Origin of the sequence: uncultured Anaerococcus sp. (assembly GCF_963512375.1) — a bacterium.
Lineage (GTDB): Bacteria > Bacillota > Clostridia > Tissierellales > Peptoniphilaceae > Anaerococcus.
This window is the reverse complement of the sequence record NZ_CAUPMI010000004.1, coordinates 1-24,132: the sequence shown is the minus strand read 5'-3', so window position 1 is coordinate 24,132 and position 24,132 is coordinate 1. Positions and strand designations below refer to the sequence as shown.

The window sequence follows — 24,132 nt, the reverse complement described above, 5'->3', positions numbered from 1 at the left end:
TTCTCTCCTATCCCTTAACTGCACCTGATGACAATCCACCTACTAGCTCATCTTGTAAGAACAAGAACAAGAGCATGACTGGTATGGCTGATAAGAATCCACCTGCTGCGAAGGCTGGCTGATTCATATTTCTCATATCGCTTATTAGTGTAAATAAGCCTGTTGCCAAGGTGTAGTCAGCTGGATTTGTTAGAAGTATCTTTGGCATCATGTAATCTAGGAATGGTCCTATGAAACATTGAAGGGCTATGATTGCAAGCATTGGTCTTGCAAGTGGCATGATTATTAGCCTATAGACCTGGAAGTTTGAACAACCATCTATCCTTGCTGCTTCGTCTAGCTCAGGGGATATTGAGTCTAGGTAGCCCTTTAGGATAAAGGTGTTACCTGCTATTGCTCCACCTGAATAGATTAATATCAGCATCATTGAGCGGGAGAATACTGGCACTATACCTGATATGATTGTGTGGATGGCATAGAAGGCAGTAATTCCTGCAAAGGCTGGGATTATTTGTACGAGCATGATTGTGATTAATGATGCTTTCTTACCCTTAAATCTGAATCTTGAGTAGGCATAGCCTGTAAAGGATACAAAGATTAGGGTTAAGGCTGTTGTTGCTGTTGCTATCTTTAGTGTATTTACTACCCATCTGACAAATTGAGTTTTTTGGAATAAAAACTTAAAGTTGTCAAGTGAGAATACGAACTTACTAGTCATAGATATATATTGGCCTTGGTTGCCGTTAAATGATGAAATCACCATTATTGCAAGGGGTACAAGAATGATGGCCGCCCATATAAATAAGACTAAATATGATATACCTAAGGCTAGCTTACCTGCAGCTGATAAGGGCTGGAGGTCAGATAAATATAGGTCTTTGTTTTTATTTTTCTTTGCCATATTAATACTCCTTAAAGGCTGATGATTTCATGTAACCTATGAAGGAAATAACTATAAGTAAGATTGAAATAAATACAGTTATGGCAGCACCTATAGCTTGGTACTGACTATTCATAGTTAAGTTATAAATGTATGAAATCAAAATATCACTTGATCCCGCTAAGTTACCATAAACCTGTGGATTGAAAGGTCCACCGCCGTTAAATAGGTAAATTATTGAGAAGTTGTTGAAGTTAAATGTATATTGGTTAATTAGCATTGGCGCTATTTGGAAGAGTACAAGTGGAATTGTAATCTTGGCTGTAGCTTGCCAACCTGTTGCTCCATCTATACTTGCAGCTTCGTAGAGGTCTTTTGGAATGGCTTGTAATACTCCTGTTGTGAGTAGGAAGATGTAGGAATGACCCAACCATCCTTGGAGGAGTATGAGGGCAGTTCTAGTTTGAACTGTGTTATTTTTGATATCTAAGCTTACATTAAAGACCGAGTTTATCGCCTCTGTTATTACACCACCACGGCTTGTCATGATTGAGAAGAACATGATTGTGATAAAGGCTGGTATTGCCCATGGCAATAGGTAAACTGTCCTAAATACCTTCTTAGCCTTGATTCTTTCGTTATTTACCATTAGAGCAAAGACAAAGCCTAGGACTATTGCTAGGGTTGATGCACCTAGGGTCCAAATTATTGTCCAAGCAAAGATATGCCAGAAGGCCTTTCCTGCTATACCTTGACCCTTTGCTATGGTTAGGTAGTTATTTAGTCCTATCCATTCAAATTTGTTTTGGTGTTGTGGATCCATGTTGGTAAAGGAAATTAGGATGGCTGTTATGATTGGCACCATTACTATAAATATTATTACTAGTAGGGCTGGTGTTGAAATCAAATATGGGAAGCCATCTGTTCTCATCATCTTCTTTGTTTCAAAAAATGAGTTTGGTCTGATACCCTTAAGCTGGTCTTTTTCTGTCTTGTGGGCATCTTTAAAAGAAAATACGTATATTGCCATAGCAAGTACTACAAATACTATAGCAAGTACACCCTCAATCATGAAGATGATTGACCTATCTAGTCTCTTGCCGCCTTGGGCTAAAGATACTAGACCTGCTATACCTTGACCTTGGTAGTTACCGAAGCCTAGGGCATATGGTAGGGCTATTAGATAGATAAATAGGGCTCCAAGGAAAAACATTATTGCCTTTTGCCATTGGCCGTTTAATAATTGGCCAAGCCCTGGAATAGGTGCTGATAGTATGGATTTGATTGCACTTTGGTTTTCTACTTCGACTGGTGTCCTACGTCTGATGTCAGACCTATCTTCTTCCAAAATCTTCATTGAGTGCTTGTAATCTTGTTTAATCTTGTAATTTAGAGAATCTATTTCTTCTTTGATAGATTTTTCTGGATTTCTGTAATCAATTTTTAGATTTTGGTCTTTGAATTTTTGTTTTAATTGTTCTTTGGTTGCCTTGTAGGCTTTCTTTGAGATCAGACCTTCTTTGAAAGATTTTTCTAAATCTTTTAGGTCTTTGTCATATTTTTCCTTAAGGGTAGCTCTATCTTCTTCGATTAATTTAGATTCAGCCTTGATATTCTCATCTGTTAGGTTCTTTAATCTTTCGTTAGCATTTGCTAGTTGGTCCTTTAGGTATGAATCATGTTTGATTATCTCTGGAATAGAAACAAGGTCTAGTTCATTTAATTTGTAATCAAGAAGTGAGTCATAAGAAAGTTCCTTATTTGCCTCATAAAAGTCTTTCATCTTACTAGCAATCTGACTTTTTTGATGAAGTTGATTTAGGTATTTCTCCCCATGAGAACTATTATCTTTGACTGCTTCTTTGATAGCTTGATCTAAGAGTTTTTTCTTCTCTTCTTTATATTCCTTAACTTTTTTATTATAAGGGTGGTCAGCCTTTGAGTACTTATTATTGCCTTCGATTTGATCAATTATATATTGATTCTTTCTTGGATAAGTCTGGCCCCTCCTATCATAAAGTTTTTTTTCATAAGTCATATTCTTTTACCTTTCTTGCCTTGTGATTACTATTAATAGGGCTATATCAAGTATTAGGCCTATATAATAAAATACTGAGCCAAATGAGAATTGTAGGAGGTGATTAATTATTCCAATTAAAGTCATTCCTCCAAAAAATATCTTATAAAACATATTTATGCCGTATTTTTTAATAGTAAAAAAGGTGTATAAGGATATTACTATTGGATTGATTACCTTTATAAATAAATTAAATATCAGTGCATTGAGGTAATCTCCATAAGTAAGCTCCTGCTTTACTTTTGCGATTGTACTGTAAATATCTGGGTCTTTTGCCATCATCATTGTCTCAAGCGAGAAGTTTAGAATCAAAAGAGCTGATATTATCAGTATCTGGTAGAGAAATCTTTCTCTTTTTTTTGCTATATCCATAATATTTGAATAAAGGGCAATCCCTAAGGATCACCCTCTATTTAATTTGATTATTTGTTAAAGTTAGCCATCATTGAATCAAATGAAGCTTTTATTTCTGCATATGCTGCCTTTTCGTCTGCTGGTTTTACAGAGTTCCAAGATAGGATTGCGTTTTTGTAGGTATCCCAAACATCGCCCCACTCTTTGAATAGTGGTCTAGCTGGAGCTTCTTTGTAAGAAGCGATTGTAGCTTCAATAATATTTTTATCTACATCTGGAAGATCCATTTCTTTATATTTATCTACTGGTACGTTTTCAAGAATCTTACCTGAAGCCTTGTATAGGTCTGCTGCAAATTCTGGGTTAACTATTTCTTTAATCATAGCTTCTGCTAGAGCTACCTTGTCAGCATCTTCTTCTATTCTAGCATTCATTGCAAGTCCCCAACCACCTTGCCAGTGTGTTAGTGGTTTGCCTGCTAATGTTAGTTGGCCGATTGGATGAATTTCTAGGTTGCCTTCGCCTGCTTGTTCGCCTATAGCAGCTGCATCCCATGGTCCACCAAGTCTAGCAACACCGCCGTTGCCTGGTTTGAATGTATCATCTATATAACCCCAACCTGCATCAGCATCAAATAATTGTGTGCCAGCTTCGTTGTGTTTTTTCCAATAATCGAAAAGTGCCTTAACTGTAGCTTGTTTTTCTGGTTCAAGCTCATCCCATTCTTTAGTAAAGTCTGAGTAAAGTGTTCCGTCTTCTTTTTTGCCAAGAAGTTCGATATTTGAAGAGTTAGTAGCAGCAACGCCGTACCAAGCATCAAATAATGGGAATAAAACTGTAGATTCATCTGCAACATCTTCAATTTCGATAGGTTTAGATAGGTCTACGTTCTTTTCTTTAGCATTTGCTGAGTTTACATAAGTGATAAGTGTTTCTATATTGAATGGGAAAGCAAAATATTCACCATCAATATTGAAGTTTCCACCTAATCCCTTATCAAAGTCATCCCAACCACCGATTTCTTCAGCAAGTTTTTTAGAATCAATTGCGCCAAGTACATCATTACCATGTAGACCATAAAGTCTATCTGCAGGAATTGCAAAAAGGTCAGCAACGTCTTCATTTGTAGCATCTGTAGAATCGATAATATCTAAGTTGTCAAAAGAACCAACTGTTTTAATCTCGATATCTGCATTAGGGAATTGTTTTTTAACACGTTCTGCTGCAGCTTTGTAATAATCTACCCAACCTTCTTCAGCTTGAACTGTTAACTTTGTAGCAGCATCAGTATTAGCAGCTTCTTTAGTATCTGCTCCCTTGTCCGCTTCTTTAGCTCCACCACAAGCTGTAAGAACAACAGCTAGAGATAAAGCCATGAGTGACTTAAACTTATTTTTCATGTATTCCTCCTGTGATTTCAAGTGAAATCGTATTCTTTATATCCATATTATAGCTTATATTTTCATAATTGTCAAAAATTTGTCTTAAGTATATTAGTTTGTTAACTCACTCAAAAAATAAATTCCGCTTGAATCTTTATAAACTCAAACTTATAATATAAAAGTAAAGAAAAATCAAAGGAGAAAATATGTCAAAAACACTCGGACCCATCCATTATATGATGTATGAAAAAATAAAATTCCAGGATAAAATTACAGACTACCTAATGGATGGTCATATTCAAGATATAAAACCAGATCCGGTTTCAACAAAACCCCTAGAAGAAATTCTAGATCAAGAAAATATCCACGGATATTTGCAAGAAAAAATAGATATAGTAGAAACAAGGCTAGCCAAGGCCCTAAAATTAGCCAAAGACCCTGATGAAAAATTATACAAATTAGGACAGGAGTGTGGCAAGGACAAGGACTTTTCAAGCTTTGAACAAGTATTTAGGGACCTAAACACCTACCTCCTAGATGGGATGCCATGCGATCAAGGCCTAGCAGCCATGGTCGATGGAGATAGCCTCTACCTAATCACAAATAACAACCTCCACTCTAAATACGATGAGGAAATAGACCTGGAAAAATCAAAAGAAGCGACATGTGCGGGAGGCCACGGCCACGATCACCACGAATCCTTCGAAATCAGAGAAGGAAATCTTGACCTAAAAGAAGAACAATCCACCTACCACACCCATCGCCTAGCCTTCCTTAAAGGCTACTTCAGCGATAGCCCTTATGAGGTAAGCCTTATAAATGGCATAAATTACAAAATATCACCAAGATAGAAAAATCGTCCTAGCTTAATGCCGGGGCGATTTTTAATTTTGCTGGTCAGATTAAAGAGAAAAATAGTATAATAAAAGCCGAGGTGAAACATGCAGAAAAAAGAAATCAACGAAATCAGAAAAATAATCAGACCTGACCAATCAAGGCTTGATACCATCTATACTTACTATATAAATGCAGAGGGCGAGATGATATTTAAAGATGCCTTTGCTTATGGGCTTTTAACCATCAGAGAAAAAGACCTTTATGATGAAATCTTCAAAAAAGCCCTCTCAGGATCCCTTGAGAAAAATCTCCTAAACTTAGAATTTACCGGCAAATACGAGACAAATTCCCAGCAAGAACTCTTCTACCAAATTTCAAAGGCCAATGAAGAAAGTGATGTAAATATCCTAGTAGAAAAGATAAGGAAAAGCTACCAGACAGATGGCAACTACGCCATAATCTTAGGCCACGGAGTCTATGATGTAATAGAAAAGGCCCAGGATGGATCTTATTCAGGCGATAGCGAAGAGACATATTCCTTCTTCATCCTAGCCATCTGCCCGACAGCAAGTCCAAAAGCTAAGCTAATCTATGACCAAGAAGAAAAGAAATTTTCCGAAAGCGAAAACAAGTCTACAGTCAAGGCCCCAGATTTTGGTCTTCTTTACCCATCATTCACAGATAGGCAGGCCCACATCTACGAATGCCTCTACTATGTCAAAAACAACAGCAAAAGAGACGAGGCCTTCGAAGAAGAAATCCTAGCCTGTACTATGCCAAGCAAGGTAGACTACCAGCAGGACTATTACAAAATCCTAGTCGAAGAATCCCTAGAAGATAAGAAAACCATCAAAAACCTGGTAAGCCTCAATGACAAGCTCAAAGATCTGTCAGAAGAGGGTAAGGAAAGCGAGATAATCCCAACACTCGAAAAAGAGGAAATCAAAGAAATCCTAGAATCCCTTGGCGGCAAGGAAGTAGAAATAGAAGAAGACACAAAGCTAATAGTAGACAACATCCTAGCCAAAGACTATAAGCTAGTCTCAGATACTGGCATAAAAATTACCATCCCAGAAGATGAAATCACAAGTATAAAAGAAGAAAAAATAGACGGCAAATCCTACATCCTAATACCAGCCACAGGCATGGACTTAAATGGGATAAAGTTATCTAAATAAAAAAATCCCCTAGGATAAAATAATAAATCTTAGGGGATTTCGGGAGGGATACATATATTTTTATTCTTCTACTAGGTGTCTAATCAAAGAATGTCCGTCTTCCTTATCAAAATATTTTATTTTCTCAGCATTAAAACTGATATTTATAAAGCTATCCTTGGTATAGGATTCCTTATCGCCCTTTATGATGAATTCCTCATCTCCTATGCTTGCATAAAAGATTGTGTCAGAACCTAAGAGTTCTGATAATTTCATATCAGCATGGAACTTGTTACCATAGTCAACTTCTGTGCTTATATCTTCTGGCCTAATTCCAAATATCAATTCTTTTCCATCATAACCAAGGTCTTTTAGTTTTTGATATTGGTCTTCAGGAATCTTTATGGCTAAGTCTTCGCCTTTTCTTAAATAGCCATCTTCAAGTCTTGCTTCTACCAAGTTCATGGCAGGTGATCCTATAAAGCTTGCCACAAAGGTGTTGGCTGGGTCATCATAAAGCTCGATTGGACTTCCAATTTGCTGGATGAGTCCTTCATTCATTATAACTATCCTGTCAGCCATGGTCATAGCCTCTGTCTGATCGTGGGTTACATAGATTGTTGTGGCATCTAATTGGTCATGGAGCTTTGATATTTCAGCCCTCATTTGCATACGAAGTTTTGCATCAAGGTTTGATAGGGGTTCATCCATTAAAAACACCTTGGCGTCCCTTACTATAGCACGACCTAGGGCTACCCTTTGTCTTTGACCACCAGATAGGTCTGCAGGTTTCCTGTCTAAATATTCATCAAGACCTAGGACTGCACTTGCTCCCCTTACTTTCTTGTCTATCTCATCTTTTTTATATTTCCTTAGTTTTAGACCAAAGGCCATATTGTCATAGACATTCTTGTGTGGGTAGAGGGCGTAGGATTGAAATACCATTGCTATTCCACGGTCCTTTGAAGGAACCATATTCATAAGCTTGCCATCTATATATAATTTTCCCTTTGTAATATGCTCAAGTCCTGCAATCATCCTAAGTGTTGTAGACTTACCACATCCTGATGGACCTACAAAGACTATAAATTCCCCATCTTTTATATCTAGGTTAAAGTCTTTTACAGAATAATCAGTCGCCTTGTCGTATTTTTTATAAACATTTTCTAATTTTATATCTACCATAATTATCCAACCTTTTCTCTTGCCTTATCTCTTGCTAGGAGGAGTGCTCCGATTATCGCAGATTCGCCATTTCTTTCAGGTTTCACGATGTATTTATCTACATTTTCAACTGAGATATAGTCATTCATTAGTTTTTTATAATTATCTCTAACCTTTTCTATTAGGCCTTCTTTTTGAATAACGCCACCACCTAGGACTATCACGTCTGGGTTAAAGGCTAGGACTGTATTATAAACGCACTGACCTATATAGTAGGCTTCTATATCCCAAAACTTATCTTCTATAGGAAGGTCTTTGCCTGGGATTCCAAATCTCTTTTCGATGGATGGTCCTGACGCAAGGCCCTCAAGGCATGCACCATGAGCATAACATATTCCTTCAAACTTATCATCTGGATGTTTATTTACAATCATGTGGCCTAGTTCTTGGTGACCCCTGCCTCCTATAAATTCCTTATTTTGTATAACTCCTCCGCCTACTCCTGTACCAAAGGTGTAATAGGCTAGGGAATTTTGCCCCTTGCCTGCACCTTCCTTTAATTCCCCATAGGCTGCTGCATTGACATCTGTTGTAAGATATACATCTATACCAAGTCCCTTTTCTAAGGATCCCACAAAATCAAAGTTTTGCCAGCCTTTTTTTGGAGTGTTTAAGATGTAACCATAGGTCTTTGACTCTGGATTTATATCTACTGGACCAAAGGTTCCAAGGCCTATCGCTTTTAAATCCTTCTTATATTTGCCAAAGAAGTCTATCATTTCATTGATATTTTCTTCAGGAAGTGTGGTAGGAAATTGAATTTTATCTATGATATTAAAATTTTCATCACTTACGGCACAAATCATCTTTGTGCCGCCAGCTTCTATTGCTCCGTACATTTATTCTCTCCCAGCAGGTCATAAATTCTTATCTCATCAAGCAAATCTTTTTCTTCTATTATTATCCTATCTAACTCACAATCAGAATAATAGGTATTGGATATAGAATAATCATCATTGATATATACCTGAACTGATGACCTATCAATTATGATTTTAAACTTATTCTCATCTTTAAAGTCTAAATCAACGGCTTTTTTATTTATATCAAAATCATGTTCTGTCTTTATCCTGTAGGCCATCTTTGACCTATCAAAGCTTGCCTTATTATTTGCTAAGTCAAAGTTAAAATCAAAGGCTTCTTTATCATTTGCAAGGCTTAATTTTAAAAGCTCTCTTTGCTTTGTTTCAAACTCTATGAAGTTGCCATTTTCTAAGCTAATTGGCCCTTCGCTTATTTTTTCTTTTTTGACTAGGGTCTTTTTTGCTAGGGCTTTTGGGTGGATGGTTCTTTTTATCTTGCCATCTTCTTCAAAAATTAATTGAGGAATTGTCATCTGTCCCATCCATTTATGGCCTTCTTCTCCTGGTATTAGGCTTGAGCCCCAAGCTTGGTTCCAAGCTATGGCAAAGTAGCCACCATCTTCCTTGGCACTTTGAGGAGCATAATAGTCAAAGCCAAAGTCCATCTCTCTAGTAGATTCTGCCAGGAATTTGTAATTATCCCAATCCATCCTTCCTTCTACTAGCATAGTCTTGTGTGGATGTTTTCTTCCTTGGTAATTGTAATTCATGGCACTTACTAAGAGGACCGCCTTATTATCTTCAAAGAGTAAAAGGTCTGGGCATTCTGCCATATCCCCTAGATAGGCATCATCTGATATGAGTATAGACTTATAGGTCCAAGCTAGCATATCTTCTGATTCATAAAGGAGAACTGTACCTATTTTATCATCTGTCTTTGTTCCTATCACTGCATAATACTTGCCATCTTTCTTGAAGACTTTAGGGTCTCTAAAGTCTTCTTTTGAGATATTAGCTGGCAGGTCTTTTTCATCAAGAACAGGATTATTGGCATATTTTTCAAAGTTTATATAATCTTTTGACCTAGCTATATTTTGGTTTTGTCTTACCTGACCGTGGTCAGTTTCTGTAAGGTGGCCTGTATACATTAGGTAGAGCTCATCTTCTACAAAGATTGCAGATCCGGAAAATACTCCATTTTTGTCATAGGCCATATCAGGAGCTAGGGCCACAGGTAGGTTTTCCCATACTAGTCCATCCTTAGTCCTTGCATGACCCCAGTGCATAGGGCCGTGGCAAGCATCATAAGGATAGTGTTGGTAGAATAAATGATAATATTCATCTTTTACACTGACCCCATTTGGATCATTAATCCAACCTATCGATGCGGCGTAATTTATTTTTGGGAAAAACTTTTTATTAATGGACTCTTTATTCTTTTCTATAAATTCATTTGCGTTTTTCAAGTTAAATTCCATTATTACTCCTACTTTTTCTTGTAATCGTCGAAGTTTCTTTGTTTGATTTCTAGCCATTCTTCTAGGCCTAGTCGTTTCAATTCTTCCTTATAAGCATTCCAGCTTTCATCTGTTATTCCATTTTGGATAAACTCTGCACGACTTCTTTGGATGTATGGTTTAAGATCTGCTTCAATTTGAGCTAGTCTTTCTAGGTCCTCTTTGCTTGCAAATAATCTTGGATAGATTTCATCCTTTTCTGCATAAGGAGTATATTTTTCTTTTAATATATCTAGTCTCCATTTAGCATCATCTGGCATAGTTGTATATTTATCATAGTATTCATCTAGAATTGCAAGTGGGCCACCTACTTCTGTCTTTTGTCTTAATTCTCCAGGCGCTGTTCCATTTAGTGGAAGGTGTTTAAGCATTGGCTCTCCTGCATCATTTTTAGACATTTCGAAGATGTTTTGTTGGTTCTCATCACCATAGGTTCCCCAGTTGTTTTGTACTGATTGAAGAGGCTCATACATCTTGTCAATCCATTTTGCTGTTAGCTCTAGGTTTTTGTTTGCTGATGTAATTACTAGCCTATCTCTTGAAAAGCCCATGTTATTTGTTCTTGTTACTCTCTTTACTCCATCTGGACCTTCCATTACATCCATGGCATCGTAGGAATCATTCATTCCACTTACATTTCCCTTATCCCAGGTGAAATACATACCATATCTCATGTCCTTACCCTTGGCTATATAGGTGTTCCAATCATGTTCAAAGGCTTCAGGGTCTATTAGTCCTTCATTATATAGGTCATTCATATATTCAATTCCTGCCCTATATTCATCATCATCTGCTGTAAAGTTTAGCTTTCCATCATTGCCTACTACTAGGTGTTGGTCATTGTCCCCATCTCCTCCAAAGGCTGCCATGATGAATTTGAAGTCTTCATTGCCATCGGCATCAATAAAGGAGAATGGTATCTCATCTTTTTCTCCATTACCATTTGGATCTTTATCCCTAAAGGCTATGAGGGCTTCTTTAAGTTCTTGAGGATTTTTAGGCATTTCTAGACCTAATTTTTTAAGCCATTCTACATTTATCCATGGAATATCGTTTACAGTGTGGATTGATTCCTTATCATTACCTAATTCTTCTATCCATGGGAAGGAATACATCTTTCCATCAGGAGCTACCATCATGGCCTTATATTCTGGATATTTATCATAAATTGCCTTTAGGTTTGGCATATATTTTTCAACAAGCTCATCAACTGGCACTATTACTCCAGAATCTGCCCAAGTCATTAGGTCAGCATCGCTTGCTTCTGAGTTCCAAATAAAGTCTGGCAAATCACCTGCAGCTATATCTAGATTTCTCTTTTCTGCAAAGTCACTGTTATAATTTGTCCAGTCTATGTGAACATTTGTATCTTCTTCTAATCTCTTATAAATTAGTTTTTCATTTGGGTCTTCTGGTGCTAGAGGTGAACTAGATGTGATACCTTTTAGGCTCACCTTATCTTTTAATGGAAGGCTTACATCTGTAAGGCCGTAGTCTTCACTACTTGTTGTCTTAGATTCTTTAGATCCACAGCCTACTAGTAAGGCTGGTATTGTTAAAGCTATAATACATTTTTTAATATTCATAATTTATCCTTTCACTGCTCCTACTGAAATTCCTTTTTCAAAATATTTTTGGAAGAATGGGAACATAACTATTAATGGTACACTGGAAACAACGATAGTAGAATACTTAACTAATTCTGCTATTTTCTTTAGTTCGGCCATAGCTGTTTGCTGGCCAATCATATTCATGTTTGGTTGATTTTGAACCAAAATTTTTCTTAAAACTATTTGCAAAGGCTCTAATTCTGGTGATTTAATATAAATCATTGCATCAAAGTAACTATTCCACATTCCAACAAAGGAATATAAGAATATTACAAACATAATTGACTTAGATAAAGGCACTATAATCTTTGTAAAGACTTGAATCTCACTTGCCCCATCTACCTTAGCTGCCTCAATCATCTCTTTTGGTAAGGTTTTTATATAAACCTGAGCCAAAAACAAGTTAAAGACTGATAAGCATCCTGGCAAGATCAAAGCCCAAACAGTATCAAGCATGCCAAGATTTTTAACAAGCAAGTAGGTAGGTACTAGGCCTCCACCAAAAAACATGGTTATTACAAAAAATACGTAAATACCTTTTTTAAAAACAAGGTCATCCCTGCTCATTGGATAAGCAGCCATCATTGTTACAACAACATTTAAGGTCGCAAAGCCAAATGAGTAGATTAAAGAGTTGAAAAATCCCCTTAAGATACTCTTATCACTAAAGACCCTCCTATAGCCTTCTACAGTCCAGTCTGCTGGATTGAGACTAACTCCCTTGCTAAGCAAGGTATCAGGTGCCATAAAACTTGCCAGCAAGACATAAATCATAGGCACAAGGATCAAAAGCAAGATGATTACTAAGCAGATAATATTTATTCTTCTGATATTCTTATCAACCCTAGTCATAGAATTAACATTCATATTTACCCCTTCTTCTTTTCAATCTTATTCACAAACAAGTAAGTAACTGCCAATAAAATCAAGTTAATAACTGAGTTAAAAAGCCCTACAGCTGTTGAATAAGAATAATTTCCTTGCTGTAAACCAATCTTATATACATAGGTAGAGATAATCTCTGATGTAGGTAGGTTAAGAGAAGTCTGCATTAGGTAAGCCTTTTCATAGCCGATACCCATGATACCACCTACAGCCAAAACAAAGTTTACAATCATAATTGGCTTTAAGGCAGGTAATTCTATATTTATAATCTTTTGCAAAAGATTTGCCCCATCAAGTTCAGCAGCCTCATATAAATCTGGTGGAATACTAATCAAGGCGCTGGTATAAAGGATAGATGCCCATCCCATGCCCTGCCAAATTCCAGAAGCAATATACAAGGATCTAAAAGACTCTGGATCAGTTAGAAATTGTGGAGGCGTTATCCCCATACTCGTAAGAATCCTAACAATAGGACCATTAGCTGAGAAGAACAAAAACACCATACCAACTATAATAACAGTAGATATAAAGTTAGGTGTATAAAGGATAGTTTGAGCATATTGCTTAATCCTATCAGACATAAGTTGATTTATCATCAAAGCTAAAATAATTGGAGGGAAAAATCCCCACAAGAGTCCATAAATAGAAAGCTTCAAAGTATTTACAAGCAATACATTAAAATTTGGTGAAGTTAGGAAATTTTTAAAGTGTTCAAAGCCAATCCATTGACTTCCCAAAATCCCCTTCAAAGGGTTATATTGCTTAAAGGCAATCAAGATTCCATACATAGGTATATATTTAAAGATGAAAGTAATCAGCAAAGCTGGCAAAAGCAGCAAAAACAACTGATATTGATCTTTAAGTCTTTGCCAAATAGTCAGTTCTATTTCATCGTCTGCATCAATCATATTTTTATTTTTTTTCATAAAAGCCTCCTTCCATAAATTTAATCATTTAGTCGTTCCACCCTCCTCGAACCTAACTTCTACATAAGAATTAGCATAATAATTCTCATCTTCAATATTTTTAAGTAAGATATCCACACTCCTTGTCGCAATCTCTTCAACATCTTGGACAATAGTAGAAACCATATAAGACCTCTCTTCGCTAAGCTTGATCCCATCAAAACCAATCAGCTGGTAATCAACTAAGACTTCCTTACCAATAGCCTTTAAAGTCTCAATGACATCCATGCCCACAAAGTCATTGATAGTAAAAATACCATCTATACCAGGATTTTCCTCAAAAATCGCGTATATTTCATCGTCAAATCCCTCATAGGGCTCAAGTATATCAATAATGTGGAAAGAAATCTTCTTATCCCTACAAAAATCTTCAAAACCCCTTCTTCTGTCCATGGTAGCATTCATAAATTTATTATGACTTCCCACATACAAAAGCTCTTTACATCCCTTACTAAGCAAGGTCTCAGCAGCCAAAAGGCCACCCTCGTAGTTTTGACTAGCTACAAAATTAATATTCTTATCAAACTTTCTGTCGATACTTACGAAAGGTAAGTTGGAATTAATATAAACTTCAATATCAGAATAGGAAATCGCTATTATTCCATCGATCATATTCTTCCTAAGCATCTGCAAATACTGGATTTCACTATCTTCACATCCATTGCTATTGCACAAAAGAAGCTTATAACCCCTCTTTTGTAAAACTTGTTCTACATGAAAAGCCATCTCCGAAAAAAACGGGTGCCAGATAGTAGGAATAATTAGACCAATAGTATTAGTTTTATTATTCTTAAGACCACTAGCTAGGTCATTTTTTTCATAATTAAGCTTCTCAATAGCATCCATCACCCTCCTATAAGTCTCAGGCTTAACCTCCCTTCCATTAATAACATTACTCACACTTCCTAAGCTAACCTTTGCCTCGTTAGCAACATCCTTCATAGTAGCCATCTTATAACTCCTTTATTTTATCTTGAATAAATTTAATCTTTGAAACGTTTCAATTATATCATAAAAAAATATATTTTGCACTTAAATTTTTAAAATAAGAATTTGTAACGTTTCAAAATTTATCCAAAATAAAAATCCCAGCTTAAACTAATATGAGAATTAATTTTTGTAACGTTTCATTTATTACAAGTCCATTATATGATAACATTTTCATCTTGTCAAGGCTTTTTTGAAAAATCTTAAGTTTTATGGTAGAAAGCTTTTCATACTTCCTTCTTTACCCCTTGTCTTAAGCGTGGTCGATAAACCTATTACTTTCTTTCGAGCTTCGCTCGACCACTCTGCCTCTGCACCAGTCCTTCCTCAATCTTCTTTCAGAAGATTGGGATAGGGCTTCGCGTGGGGCTCCTCATAGCGCCGGAGGGGCTTTCTCGCTTCGCTCGACCACTCCGTGGGGCTCCTCTTCGCGCCGGAGGGGCGTTTTTCAATCCTAAAATAAGCCTAAGAACGATAATTTGCAATATTCAAAGGCTTTGTGAAAATTAAGCAAAAGCCTGCCCTAAGTATTTTTTTAACTCCCTACAAAATCTTTAGGCTTGTCTCCTAGAGCCGACGGGCTTGATACAAGGTCGAAGCAAGGGAGGGTGGTCGAAGCTAGGTCTCTCTTTTAATTTACTAAGTTAAGGAAGATAATGAATATTATAGTAAAAAGCCAAATGTCATGTCGAACCCTCCTAGAGGGTGAGATATCCCATTTTTTGATTATTTATTTGAAAACATATGTCTATCTTAGGGGCTTCTTTTTTCGAGCTTCGCTCGACCATTTCATGGAGAGTCCTCCACGAGCCGGACGGGCTTGTTCCCTTGTCTCGAGCGAAGTCGAGAGACCTATTACGCACACTAAAATTCCAAAACAAGCCTAAGAGCGATAATTTGCAATATTCGAAGGCTTGTAAAAATAAAGTAAAAGCTTGCCCTTTATGTATTTCGACACCTTGCAAAACTTTTAGGCTTCTCCACGTTGGTCGAAGCAAGGGTAGCAGAGGTCGAAGCAAGGGTAGCAGAGGTCGAAGCAAGGGGAATGTTATTCCAAGAAAATTCCCAGCAAAAAACTAGTCAAGCTTTTCCCTTGACTAGTTTTTTTTCCTATTTAATTTTCACACAGAAGGCGTCCCATGGGGCTAATTTTTTTGATGCTTTTATTTCTTCAACATCTGTGTTTGCTATTATTATTTCTTGGTAGTCGTCCTTTAGGTCGAAGTTTTGGCTTTCTCCTGATAGATTTACTACTACCAAATATTTCTCATCTGCTGTGGCCCTATAGTAGGCGAATACTTTTTCTGCTGTATCTATCAGTTCAAAGTCGGCATCTATTAGCCAATCGTTGGTTTTTCTTAAGTCTACCAGCTTTTTGTAGGTGTAATAGATTGAGTTTTCATCGGCTAGGGCATTTTTTACGTTTATTTCCTTATAATTTGGATTTACTGCAAGCCAGGTCTTTTCTGCACTTGAAAATCCTGCGTTTTTGCTAGCATCCCATTGCATTGGTGTTCTGGCGTTGTCCCTGCCTATTACTGATATCCTGTCAAGGATTGCCGCCATGTCCTCGCCTTTTTCTAGGCACTCATTGGCATAATTTATTGATTCTATGTCTTCAAAATCGCTTAGGTCCTTGAATGGATAGTTGGTCATGCCTATTTCTTCTCCCTGATAGATGTAAGGAGTTCCTCTCATCAGATGGAGGAGGATGGCGAAGGCCTTGGCTGATTTGACTCGGTTTGCTCCCTCATCACCCCATAGGGATAGGACTCTTGGTAGGTCATGGTTTTCCCAAAATAGGGAGTTCCAACCCTTGCCTAATTCAAGTTTATTTTGCCATTTAGCAAATATTTCCTTTAATTTCTTCACATCTAGGTCTTTTTTGTAGAACCATTTTGCCTTGCCCTCTTCGTGGGATAGGCCGATGTGTTCAAATTGGAAGACCATTGATAGTTCTTTATTTTCTGGATTTGAATATTTCTTGGCAATTTCTGGGCTTGCTCCCCAGGTTTCGCCTACTGTGAGTAGGTCGTGGTTTCCAAAAGTGTTTGCGTTCATTTCCTTTAGATAGGTATGAAGCATTGGACCATTTTCTCTGATTTCCTTATCAGGAACCTTGCCTAAAAGGTCGATTACATCCATTCTAAAACCGCCAATGCCCTTGTCTATCCAGAAATTCATCATGTCGTAGATTTCATGACGGAGGTCCTCATTTTCCCAGTTGAGGTCTGGTTGCTTTTTGGAGAATAAATGGAGGTAATACTGGCCAGATTTTTCATCATATTGCCAAGCTGATCCTGAAAAGGCTGATTCTAATGAGTTTGGCTCATCTCTCCATATATAAAAGTCCCTTTTTGGGCTTGATGGATTATCCCTTGCTTCTATAAACCAAGCGTGCTCATCTGATGTGTGGTTTACAACTAGGTCCATGATTATCTTGATGTCCCTCTTGTTGGCTTCAGCAAGGAGTTCGTCCATGTCATCCATATTGCCAAAGATATCGGCTATATCCCTGTAGTCGGAAATATCATAGCCATTATCATCCATCGGACTCTTGTAGACTGGAGATAGCCATATTGCCCCGATGCCTAAATCCTTGAGGTAGTCAAGCTTGGAGATTATTCCCTTAAGATCTCCCATTCCATCCCCATTAGAATCCATGAAGGACCTTGGATATATTTGATAAATTGTAGTCTTATGCCACCAATGTTTTTTCATATTCATCTCCTTTGTTTTTTGCTTTCCTTTTCATTGTAATCGATTCAGGGTCAAAGTTCTAGTTTTATATTTATATTAAAAAACGAGGATATAAATCCCCGTATTTTAAGCTTTTAGTTGATTTTTCTACCCTTTTCGTCATATTTGTAGAAGCCTTCGCCTGCTGCCACGCCGGTTTTGCCTGCTTGAATTTTTTCTTCAAGCATTTTTACAATCTTACCTGCCATTGTAGATGGGTCATCTGCCCCTTCCTTGTATTTGGCAAGGTTATATGGGGTCATAAGGCCTACTATATCTAGGATTTCAAAAGGTCCTCTTGGGGCTCCTGCTCCGACTTTCCAAGCCATATCTACATCTTCAAAGTTTGCGTATTCGCCTGCTACTAGCTCTTGGGCCGCACTTAATAGTGGCACTAGGAGGGAATTTAGAAGATAGCCAGGTCTTTCCTTTTTGATTACAACTGGGATCATGGTAATTTCTCTAGCATAGGCTTCAACAGCTTCTCTTGCCGCATCAGATGTTTCTGGTGTTACCATAATCTCTGCCAGGTTGTTTCTCCAGATGTGGTTGGCAAAGTGGAAGTGTAGGTAATTTTCTGGTCTGCCGGCATCATCCTTGAAGGTTGATGGAAGCATGGTTGATGAATTGGAAGCTAGGATTGTATCTTCTCCCAAATAGTCCTTAATCTTTTTAAAGAAGTCGTGCTTTACATCTTCAACTTCTGCTATAGCCTCGATTACAAAGTCAGCCCCTTCCATGGCCTTGGCCAAGTCTGTCTCATATTTGATTGATTCGTAGGCCTTTTTTACATCCTCTTTTAGCTTATCTATCTCTTCTGGGCTAATATTTTCAAAGTCTTCTATCAAGGCCCTGGCATAATCTGGATTTTCCTTGCCAATTTGAGCCTTGGCATGGTCTAGCTCTGCTAGATAGGTCATATATAATTTTTCGATTTTTGGCTTAGCTCTGCCGATTGATTCCTCGCTTCTTAGCCAAAAAGTAACATTTTTTCCCCTATAGGCTGATTGAAATCCAATTTGACTACCTAGGACTCCACCGCCTGCAATTACAATATTTTTCATCTTATCTCCTCTCTTTTCTCCTATAAAATTACCCCATAAAATCTCTTACAAAACACTTTTTGCAAAAAAATGTCAATCTCTAAAAATCACCTGTCAAAATAAGCTTCAAACTCAAAGGCAGCCACAAAAACACCTAAGTAACTAGATACCATAATAAAAGTTTTTAAACAAAGATTCAATATGATATAATGAGAGAAAATAAAAGGAGCCACCATGAAGAAGAAAATACTAACAATCCTAGCCCTAGGCATCATCCTGTCATCTTGCAGCAGGGTAAAGGATGATTTTAACAATCTCATAAGACTAGGCAGAATCAAAGCAGGTAAAGAAATAGAAGATAGGACCATTGAAGATGCAGATGATGATTACTTAGCCGATAATGACGATGATAATGATTTAGAAAAAGACAATGAAAATCATAAAATTGAAGTAAAAGAAAAGAAAAAATCCACAAGCAAGGAAGAAAAATCAACCCTCTTTGCTGGCCTTCAAGGAAAGATAATCTACGATTGCATAGCAGATAGTGGTGAAAGGTTATATTTCCGCAAGGACGGCAATTTTGACGGCATAACCCTCTACGGCGATGGCATGAACATGTCCTACTCCCTCTTTAAGGGTCAATTTTCAAACCCAAAGAAAATCGACGATAACACCTATACAGTAAGGCTAACAAAATTCACCTACCAAACCCCAAAATCAGGCAGCTTTATCGATGGGGAAGCCACAATCAGGTATACCGACTCCATCAACTTCGATCCATCACAACTAGGAGAAGAATTCACCATCCACTTGCCAAGCTCAAATATAGGAGACCTAGAAAATAGGGGCTATACAGTAGATCTCTACTACAAAGAAGACTATCCAGGCGGCAAGGCAGGTGCCTACATGATATCCAAGGAAAATCTCAAACAGTATCCCGACCTCAAGAACCTGATATTCATGAAAGAACTCCCAGAAACCACAAGCGATCCAGTAAATGAAAATGACTCAAACGTCTTCGAATTAAAAAGTCAGGCAGGAAGTAAGCAAGAAACAAAGGCCAGCCAAATAGATATGCTCAAAAAAACACACGGAATAAACACCAAATCTGTCCAATTCTATAGTCATGCAGAGCAAATCAACTTAGCCGACATGATTCTAAGTAACTATGAAGAGGAGAAAAAACAAGCCATAGGCGGGGTCAACGACCTAGAAGGTGGCATAGGCTTCCTAAACACTGGCTCACGAGTCCTATATAACATAGGCCAATCACAAGACTTCAAAGATATGTTTGAAAACAAAACCCTCTCAGACCTAGACCTAGAAAGCACAGACAAACAGCCAATCATCAAAGTCCTAGGCAACATCAGAGACAAAAAAGAAATAAAACCAAGATATGAAACCGACAACAAAGTCACAACCTACACCCTCCTAGCCAGCAAAAGAACAGGCGAGAAAATCCTAATAAGCCTAGACTTCTGCGGCGACATAGACACAGCCACCTTCATCCAAGAAGATGGAAGCGAACTAGTCAAAACCTGGGCAGTCCCAATGGGAGTCTACAAGAAAAAAGACAAAGACCTAGGAGAAGTCACAGTCTACAAATTCGCCGCCGGTGAAGGCACCCAACAGGCAGCCTACGAAATATATGGAGAAAGTTACGGATTTTAGACAGGTCAAATTTATCCACCAAAAGAGGAAGCTTCCTGAAGCTTCCCTTTTTTTCTGCTAATTATTCAAAACAAGAACACACATCTTTATCTTACAATCTTTCAGCTATTTCTAAATACAAATCCAAAAATATGGAATTCTTGCTGGCCACAATGGACATATCATGACTCAGATTAAAATCCTCTAGGTCTACAATCCTAAGCTCCCCTTCCCTTAATTCTTTTTCAACACAAGACTCAAACAAGAAGCTAATACCGCAGTCTGCCTTAAGAAGCTCAACAATAGCGTGCATATTATTAATCTCAATAATATTTGCAAAATCATTTGTATTTATATTATCCATATTGAGGAAATTTTTAAGAATTGCAAGAGTCCCAGACCCCTCTTCTCTTATAATAATCCTCTCATCAAGCAAATCAGTCAGCTTTGTGATAGGTCTTTGAAAAACATGGTCCCTGTGGCAAATACACTGGACCCTATCGGTCTTATATTTTTTGGCAAAATAATCCTTGCCATCCAAAAATCCCTCAATAATTGCAAAATCAATCTTCCCACTATCAATATCCCTCAAAATCTCATCGGTATTTTCATAATAAATATGAAAATCACATGCCGCTTTCTCCTTAACCAAGGCAATTAGTTTATCAAGGACTATATACTCACCAACTGACCTCGTAAAACTAAGAGAAATCTTCTCCCCCTGGGATTTTTTCTTGCCAAGGAGCTTCTTAAGCCTATGCTCGTCATTTGACATAGAAAGGAGCGCCGCCCTTAAAATCTTGCCCTGGTCAGTCAAAGATAAACTTTTCTTATTCCTAGAAAAAAGCTTACAATTATAATAATTTTCCAAATATTTAATATGCTGAGATATGGCAGGCTGGGTAATATTCAGACTCTCCGCCGCCTTAGTAAAATTAAGATACTCACACACTGCCAAGAAACTTTCAATTCTAAAATCCAACATATAATCCTCCCTAATAATCATAACAAAAATTTATAATATAGTAAATAATTATAATTTTACATTATGATAATCCCTTGCTATAATAAAAAAAGTGGAAGGAGAAAACATGACAAAATCAATAGAAAAAAATATAAGGGGAATAATACTCTGCCTCCTAATAGCAAGTATATCCCAATTCATAGGCAAAAAAGTGCCCCTAGTAGGACCTGCAGTATTTGCAATACTCATAGGCATGGTCCTCGGTCAAATAATCAAAAACAAAACACCCTACATGGACGGAGTAAGATTCACCTCCAAAAAAATCCTACAATACGCCGTAATCCTCCTAGGATTCGGACTAGATTTAGGTCTAGTATTAAAAACAGGAAGAGAATCACTACCAATCATCCTATCAACCATATCAAGCTCACTATTAGTAGCATTCATAGCCAGCAAAACAGGCCTCATCAAAGACCACATAGCAACACTAGTTGGAGTAGGTTCATCAATTTGTGGAGGATCCGCCATAGCAGCCGCCGCACCAGTAATAGATGCAGACGAAGATGAAATCGCCCAAGCCATATCAGTAATATTCTTTTTTAACATCCTAGCCGCCCTATTATTCCCAAGCCTAGGACAGCTAATCGGCTTTAGCCACGCCAACGGTCACGCCTTCGGAATATTTGCAGGATCAGCAGTAAACGACACATCATCAGTCACAGCCACAGCATCCACATGGGACACAATCTTTAACCTAGGCAGCCAAACTCTAGATGAAGCAGTCACCGTCAAGCTAACCAGGACCCTCGCCATAATCCCAATATGCCTAGGCCTAGCCTTCATAAGAATGAAAAAAACAGACACAGATGATAGCAAAAAAATATCCATCAAACAAATATTTCCATTTTTCATAATATACTTCATAATAGCAAGCCTAATCACAACCATAGCCCTCGCCAAGGGAGTAGACATAGGATACTTCAAACCCTTCAAAGACCTATCCAAATTTTTCATAGTAATGGCAATGTCAGCCATAGGCTTCAACAGCGACATAGTAAAACTAGTAAAATCAGGCTCCAAACCCCTAGCCCTAGGAGGAACATGCTTCATAATCATCACATCAATAACCCTAATAGGAGAAAAACTCATCGGGCTATTATAGAAAAAATATAGAAAGAAAAGCAAAACACCCACTCATATAAAAGATTGAGTAGGTGTTTTTGTTTGTAGATTTGACAAAGAAATAATTTGAATATACATAAACAAATAATATAATGAAACTACCATAAAGAGAAGGTTAGAGACAAGCTCGACGATCCTTCAGCAACCTGGCAAAGTCTAAGGTGCTAAAGCTTGAATGATGGGGCAAAGTGCATCCATCGTCGATGGGTGTTTTTTTCTTCTCAAAAAAGGAGGAAATTATGGAAAATAGAACAGTAAAATTAAGTTTCTTAGTAGCAGATGATGACCTAAAAAATGGAAACGCAAAATTAGTAGAATTCTTAGAAAAAGAAGGCTTCAGCCATCATAAACACACAGGCTATAGCCCTTATTGCCCACGGATCTTTATAGACCTCAACCAAAAACTCTACGGAAGAAGCAAGGTGGGAGTAGGATTTGGCACAATAATAGGCAACCACGCCATCAGAGAAGAAGAATTCTACACCATCTATAAAATATACAAACAATACGAAGGCAAAGAACTCTTCACCTTCAAAAAAGAAAGACTAGACTATAATGATTAAAAAAAGACCTAATTAATAAATTTAAATAAAACCAGCAGAAAAGCCAGCAGATGTATAAAATACTCTCCTGGCTTTTCTGTGGTGGGCAACCATCTTGTCACCCCGGCATGCTTATATTTTATTTTTGTTTTTTAGTATTTCAAGTTTGGGGTTATGCTCGCCCTATATAAATTTTCAAGTTCATTTTAATAAGCTTAATTATCTTGTTAATTATCTTTCATTTAAAGTCTAAAAATGATACAATGATAGTAATAATATGATTGCTTATTTAGTATTTTAACCTATAAAATGCTCTACTGAAATGAGTATTTATTTAGTATATAAAAAATTAGATTGGGGAAATTATGACTCTAAAAGTTAGCAAAAATACCAAAAAAGAAGAATTATCTTTAGAAACAGTTTTATTGAATTGTAGAGTAGCTCTTAGGGGCTATGGTAGTAGTGAAAAAAATAGGGATGCTGTAATTGGCCTTGTTTTTCTTAAGTTTGCTGGGGAAAAGTTTGAAGCTAGAAGAAAGGAAATCTTAGCTGAACAACCTGATATCCCTTTACTTATGGAGATGCCTGCTTCCTATAACGCCAAAAACGTTTATTACCTCAAAGAAAATGCTAGATGGGACTTTATTGTCAAAAATGCTGCCTCAAATGATATAGCAGTAATCCTTGATACAGCCATGAAAGATATCGAAGAAGACAACGAATCCCTAAGGGGAGCCTTGCCACAAAACCTCTATGCGACTTTGGGTGCAAGTTCTAGCAAACTAAAAAGTCTAATTGATGAAATCAACAAGATAAACAAAGACAGATTTCACGAAGATGACCTTATCGGTAGGGTATATGAATACTTTCTTCGAATTTATGCTGCATCAGGCACCAAGGAAGACGGGGAATTTTATACACCAGCAAGCGTTGTAAAGCTAATAGCTGAGCTAATCGAACCTTACGATGGCGTGGTATATGACCCATGTTGTGGGTTTCGTGTCATAATAGTGATAGAGGCAAATAGTTATGTAAATATAAGGAGTTCAAGACTTCTACCAAAGTTTAAAACTCAAAAAATAAATAGTTGGTGTGCTGCTTAGAGTATCCATTTTAACAATGGGTATTGTAAATAGCATACCAATAAAACTAAGGATTCTTTAAAGAGTCTTATTTTGTGATAAAAATTTAATATGTAAATCTCAGACGATAGAAAGTAATAATTCTGTCGTCTTTTTTATTTTAAAGAGAGGAGGTAGGAATGAATTTTGATTATTTCTATAATAGGCAATCTGAGATGTATAACTTCATTAGGTTACCTATGGTATTAATGG

The 24,132-nt window shown here is 37.2% G+C and carries 20 protein-coding genes and 1 riboswitch; of the genes, 6 read left to right on the top strand and 14 right to left on the bottom strand.

The genetic code is table 11. The annotated features are described in order from the left end of the window. Positions 1–7: 7 nt before the first annotated feature. From RRB46_RS02755 to RRB46_RS02740, 4 genes are read right to left on the bottom strand one after another with little or no spacing between them, the layout of a single operon-like run. Positions 8–901: a sugar ABC transporter permease gene (locus RRB46_RS02755; RefSeq protein ID WP_106461400.1), complete on the bottom strand. Its 894-nt coding sequence runs from the start codon at positions 899–901 to the stop codon at positions 8–10. Position 902: 1 nt separating this feature from the next. After that, positions 903–2,918 carry an ABC transporter permease subunit gene (locus RRB46_RS02750; RefSeq protein WP_311537390.1) on the bottom strand — a complete coding sequence of 672 codons (2,016 nt, stop codon included), beginning with the start codon at positions 2,916–2,918 and terminating at the stop codon, positions 903–905. 6 nt (positions 2,919–2,924) lie between these two features. Next, positions 2,925–3,329 (bottom strand): hypothetical protein, encoded by a 405-nt coding sequence (locus tag RRB46_RS02745; protein WP_106461398.1) that lies wholly within the window; start codon positions 3,327–3,329, stop codon positions 2,925–2,927. Between the two features lie 50 nt (positions 3,330–3,379). Further along, positions 3,380–4,711 (bottom strand): sugar ABC transporter substrate-binding protein, encoded by a 1,332-nt coding sequence (locus tag RRB46_RS02740; protein ID WP_297689346.1) that lies wholly within the window; start codon positions 4,709–4,711, stop codon positions 3,380–3,382. Between the two features lie 188 nt (positions 4,712–4,899). Here RRB46_RS02740 and RRB46_RS02735 point away from each other — a divergent pair, with 188 nt between their 5' ends. Next, positions 4,900–5,544 carry a hypothetical protein gene (locus RRB46_RS02735; RefSeq protein ID WP_311537389.1) on the top strand — a complete coding sequence of 215 codons (645 nt, stop codon included), beginning with the start codon at positions 4,900–4,902 and terminating at the stop codon, positions 5,542–5,544. Positions 5,545–5,634: 90 nt separating this feature from the next. After that, complete coding sequence (locus tag RRB46_RS02730; RefSeq protein ID WP_311537388.1) at positions 5,635–6,708, top strand: DUF4317 family protein; 1,074 nt, start codon at positions 5,635–5,637, stop codon at positions 6,706–6,708. Between the two features lie 60 nt (positions 6,709–6,768). On the opposite strand, the gene RRB46_RS02725 is transcribed toward RRB46_RS02730, so the two are convergent. The 9 genes from RRB46_RS02725 to RRB46_RS02685 form a co-directional block, all read right to left on the bottom strand. After that, complete coding sequence (locus tag RRB46_RS02725) at positions 6,769–7,872, bottom strand: sn-glycerol-3-phosphate ABC transporter ATP-binding protein UgpC (RefSeq protein ID WP_311537387.1); 1,104 nt, start codon at positions 7,870–7,872, stop codon at positions 6,769–6,771. A 2-nt stretch (positions 7,873–7,874) separates the two neighbouring features. Next, positions 7,875–8,750, bottom strand: coding sequence for an ROK family protein (locus RRB46_RS02720; RefSeq protein WP_311537386.1), 876 nt, complete (start codon positions 8,748–8,750; stop codon positions 7,875–7,877). Then, positions 8,735–10,192 (bottom strand): GH32 C-terminal domain-containing protein, encoded by a 1,458-nt coding sequence (locus tag RRB46_RS02715; RefSeq protein ID WP_311537385.1) that lies wholly within the window; start codon positions 10,190–10,192, stop codon positions 8,735–8,737. The genes RRB46_RS02720 and RRB46_RS02715 overlap by 16 nt, the downstream gene beginning before the upstream one ends. Before the next feature lie 8 nt (positions 10,193–10,200). Beyond that, positions 10,201–11,817, bottom strand: coding sequence for an extracellular solute-binding protein (locus tag RRB46_RS02710; RefSeq protein ID WP_311537384.1), 1,617 nt, complete (start codon positions 11,815–11,817; stop codon positions 10,201–10,203). A 3-nt stretch (positions 11,818–11,820) separates the two neighbouring features. Continuing rightward, positions 11,821–12,708 carry a carbohydrate ABC transporter permease gene (locus RRB46_RS02705; protein ID WP_106461390.1) on the bottom strand — a complete coding sequence of 296 codons (888 nt, stop codon included), beginning with the start codon at positions 12,706–12,708 and terminating at the stop codon, positions 11,821–11,823. Between the two features lie 2 nt (positions 12,709–12,710). Continuing rightward, on the bottom strand, positions 12,711–13,652 hold the full coding sequence (locus RRB46_RS02700) for an ABC transporter permease subunit (RefSeq protein ID WP_311537383.1): 942 nt from the start codon (positions 13,650–13,652) through the stop codon (positions 12,711–12,713). A gap of 24 nt (positions 13,653–13,676) precedes the next feature. Beyond that, positions 13,677–14,642 carry a LacI family DNA-binding transcriptional regulator gene (locus RRB46_RS02695; RefSeq protein ID WP_311537382.1) on the bottom strand — a complete coding sequence of 322 codons (966 nt, stop codon included), beginning with the start codon at positions 14,640–14,642 and terminating at the stop codon, positions 13,677–13,679. Between the two features lie 1,146 nt (positions 14,643–15,788). Continuing rightward, the gene (locus RRB46_RS02690) at positions 15,789–17,399 is read right to left on the bottom strand and encodes an alpha-glucosidase (RefSeq protein WP_311537381.1); all 1,611 of its coding nucleotides are present in this window, start codon (positions 17,397–17,399) and stop codon (positions 15,789–15,791) included. Between the two features lie 113 nt (positions 17,400–17,512). After that, positions 17,513–18,481, bottom strand: a complete 969-nt coding sequence (locus RRB46_RS02685; RefSeq protein ID WP_311537380.1) for a 3-hydroxyacyl-CoA dehydrogenase — start codon at positions 18,479–18,481, stop codon at positions 17,513–17,515. 213 nt (positions 18,482–18,694) lie between these two features. Between RRB46_RS02685 and RRB46_RS02680 the strand changes: the two genes are divergently transcribed. Beyond that, on the top strand, positions 18,695–20,131 hold the full coding sequence (locus tag RRB46_RS02680; RefSeq protein WP_311537379.1) for a hypothetical protein: 1,437 nt from the start codon (positions 18,695–18,697) through the stop codon (positions 20,129–20,131). Between the two features lie 91 nt (positions 20,132–20,222). Here the strand turns inward: RRB46_RS02680 and RRB46_RS02675 are convergent, their stop codons facing one another. Beyond that, a complete protein-coding gene (locus RRB46_RS02675) occupies positions 20,223–21,095 on the bottom strand; it encodes a LysR family transcriptional regulator (protein WP_311537378.1) in 873 nt (290 codons plus the stop codon). A gap of 106 nt (positions 21,096–21,201) precedes the next feature. On the opposite strand from RRB46_RS02675, the gene RRB46_RS02670 reads away from it, so the two are divergent. The 3 genes from RRB46_RS02670 (at position 21,202) to RRB46_RS02660 (ending at position 23,901) form a co-directional block, all read left to right on the top strand. Next, positions 21,202–22,236 (top strand): putative sulfate exporter family transporter, encoded by a 1,035-nt coding sequence (locus RRB46_RS02670; protein WP_311537377.1) that lies wholly within the window; start codon positions 21,202–21,204, stop codon positions 22,234–22,236. Positions 22,237–22,354: 118 nt separating this feature from the next. Then, a riboswitch (SAM riboswitch) is annotated at positions 22,355–22,466 on the top strand. A 29-nt stretch (positions 22,467–22,495) separates the two neighbouring features. Beyond that, positions 22,496–22,819, top strand: a complete 324-nt coding sequence (locus RRB46_RS02665) for a hypothetical protein (protein WP_311537376.1) — start codon at positions 22,496–22,498, stop codon at positions 22,817–22,819. Positions 22,820–23,163: 344 nt separating this feature from the next. Continuing rightward, on the top strand, positions 23,164–23,901 hold the full coding sequence (locus RRB46_RS02660; protein WP_311537375.1) for an N-6 DNA methylase: 738 nt from the start codon (positions 23,164–23,166) through the stop codon (positions 23,899–23,901). The last annotated feature ends 231 nt before the right edge of the window (positions 23,902–24,132 follow it).

Coding starts and splice junctions, on each gene's coding strand:
- RRB46_RS02755 (WP_106461400.1), bottom strand. CDS start 901: ATGGCAAAGAAAAATAAAAACAAAGACCTATATTTATCTGACCTCCAG.
- RRB46_RS02750 (WP_311537390.1), bottom strand. CDS start 2,918: ATGACTTATGAAAAAAAACTTTATGATAGGAGGGGCCAGACTTATCCA.
- RRB46_RS02745 (WP_106461398.1), bottom strand. CDS start 3,329: ATGGATATAGCAAAAAAAAGAGAAAGATTTCTCTACCAGATACTGATA.
- RRB46_RS02740 (WP_297689346.1), bottom strand. CDS start 4,711: ATGAAAAATAAGTTTAAGTCACTCATGGCTTTATCTCTAGCTGTTGTT.
- RRB46_RS02735 (WP_311537389.1), top strand. CDS start 4,900: ATGTCAAAAACACTCGGACCCATCCATTATATGATGTATGAAAAAATA.
- RRB46_RS02730 (WP_311537388.1), top strand. CDS start 5,635: ATGCAGAAAAAAGAAATCAACGAAATCAGAAAAATAATCAGACCTGAC.
- RRB46_RS02725 (WP_311537387.1), bottom strand. CDS start 7,872: ATGGTAGATATAAAATTAGAAAATGTTTATAAAAAATACGACAAGGCG.
- RRB46_RS02720 (WP_311537386.1), bottom strand. CDS start 8,750: ATGTACGGAGCAATAGAAGCTGGCGGCACAAAGATGATTTGTGCCGTA.
- RRB46_RS02715 (WP_311537385.1), bottom strand. CDS start 10,192: ATGGAATTTAACTTGAAAAACGCAAATGAATTTATAGAAAAGAATAAA.
- RRB46_RS02710 (WP_311537384.1), bottom strand. CDS start 11,817: ATGAATATTAAAAAATGTATTATAGCTTTAACAATACCAGCCTTACTA.
- RRB46_RS02705 (WP_106461390.1), bottom strand. CDS start 12,708: ATGAATGTTAATTCTATGACTAGGGTTGATAAGAATATCAGAAGAATA.
- RRB46_RS02700 (WP_311537383.1), bottom strand. CDS start 13,652: ATGAAAAAAAATAAAAATATGATTGATGCAGACGATGAAATAGAACTG.
- RRB46_RS02695 (WP_311537382.1), bottom strand. CDS start 14,642: ATGGCTACTATGAAGGATGTTGCTAACGAGGCAAAGGTTAGCTTAGGA.
- RRB46_RS02690 (WP_311537381.1), bottom strand. CDS start 17,399: ATGAAAAAACATTGGTGGCATAAGACTACAATTTATCAAATATATCCA.
- RRB46_RS02685 (WP_311537380.1), bottom strand. CDS start 18,481: ATGAAAAATATTGTAATTGCAGGCGGTGGAGTCCTAGGTAGTCAAATT.
- RRB46_RS02680 (WP_311537379.1), top strand. CDS start 18,695: ATGAAGAAGAAAATACTAACAATCCTAGCCCTAGGCATCATCCTGTCA.
- RRB46_RS02675 (WP_311537378.1), bottom strand. CDS start 21,095: ATGTTGGATTTTAGAATTGAAAGTTTCTTGGCAGTGTGTGAGTATCTT.
- RRB46_RS02670 (WP_311537377.1), top strand. CDS start 21,202: ATGACAAAATCAATAGAAAAAAATATAAGGGGAATAATACTCTGCCTC.
- RRB46_RS02665 (WP_311537376.1), top strand. CDS start 22,496: ATGGAAAATAGAACAGTAAAATTAAGTTTCTTAGTAGCAGATGATGAC.
- RRB46_RS02660 (WP_311537375.1), top strand. CDS start 23,164: ATGACTCTAAAAGTTAGCAAAAATACCAAAAAAGAAGAATTATCTTTA.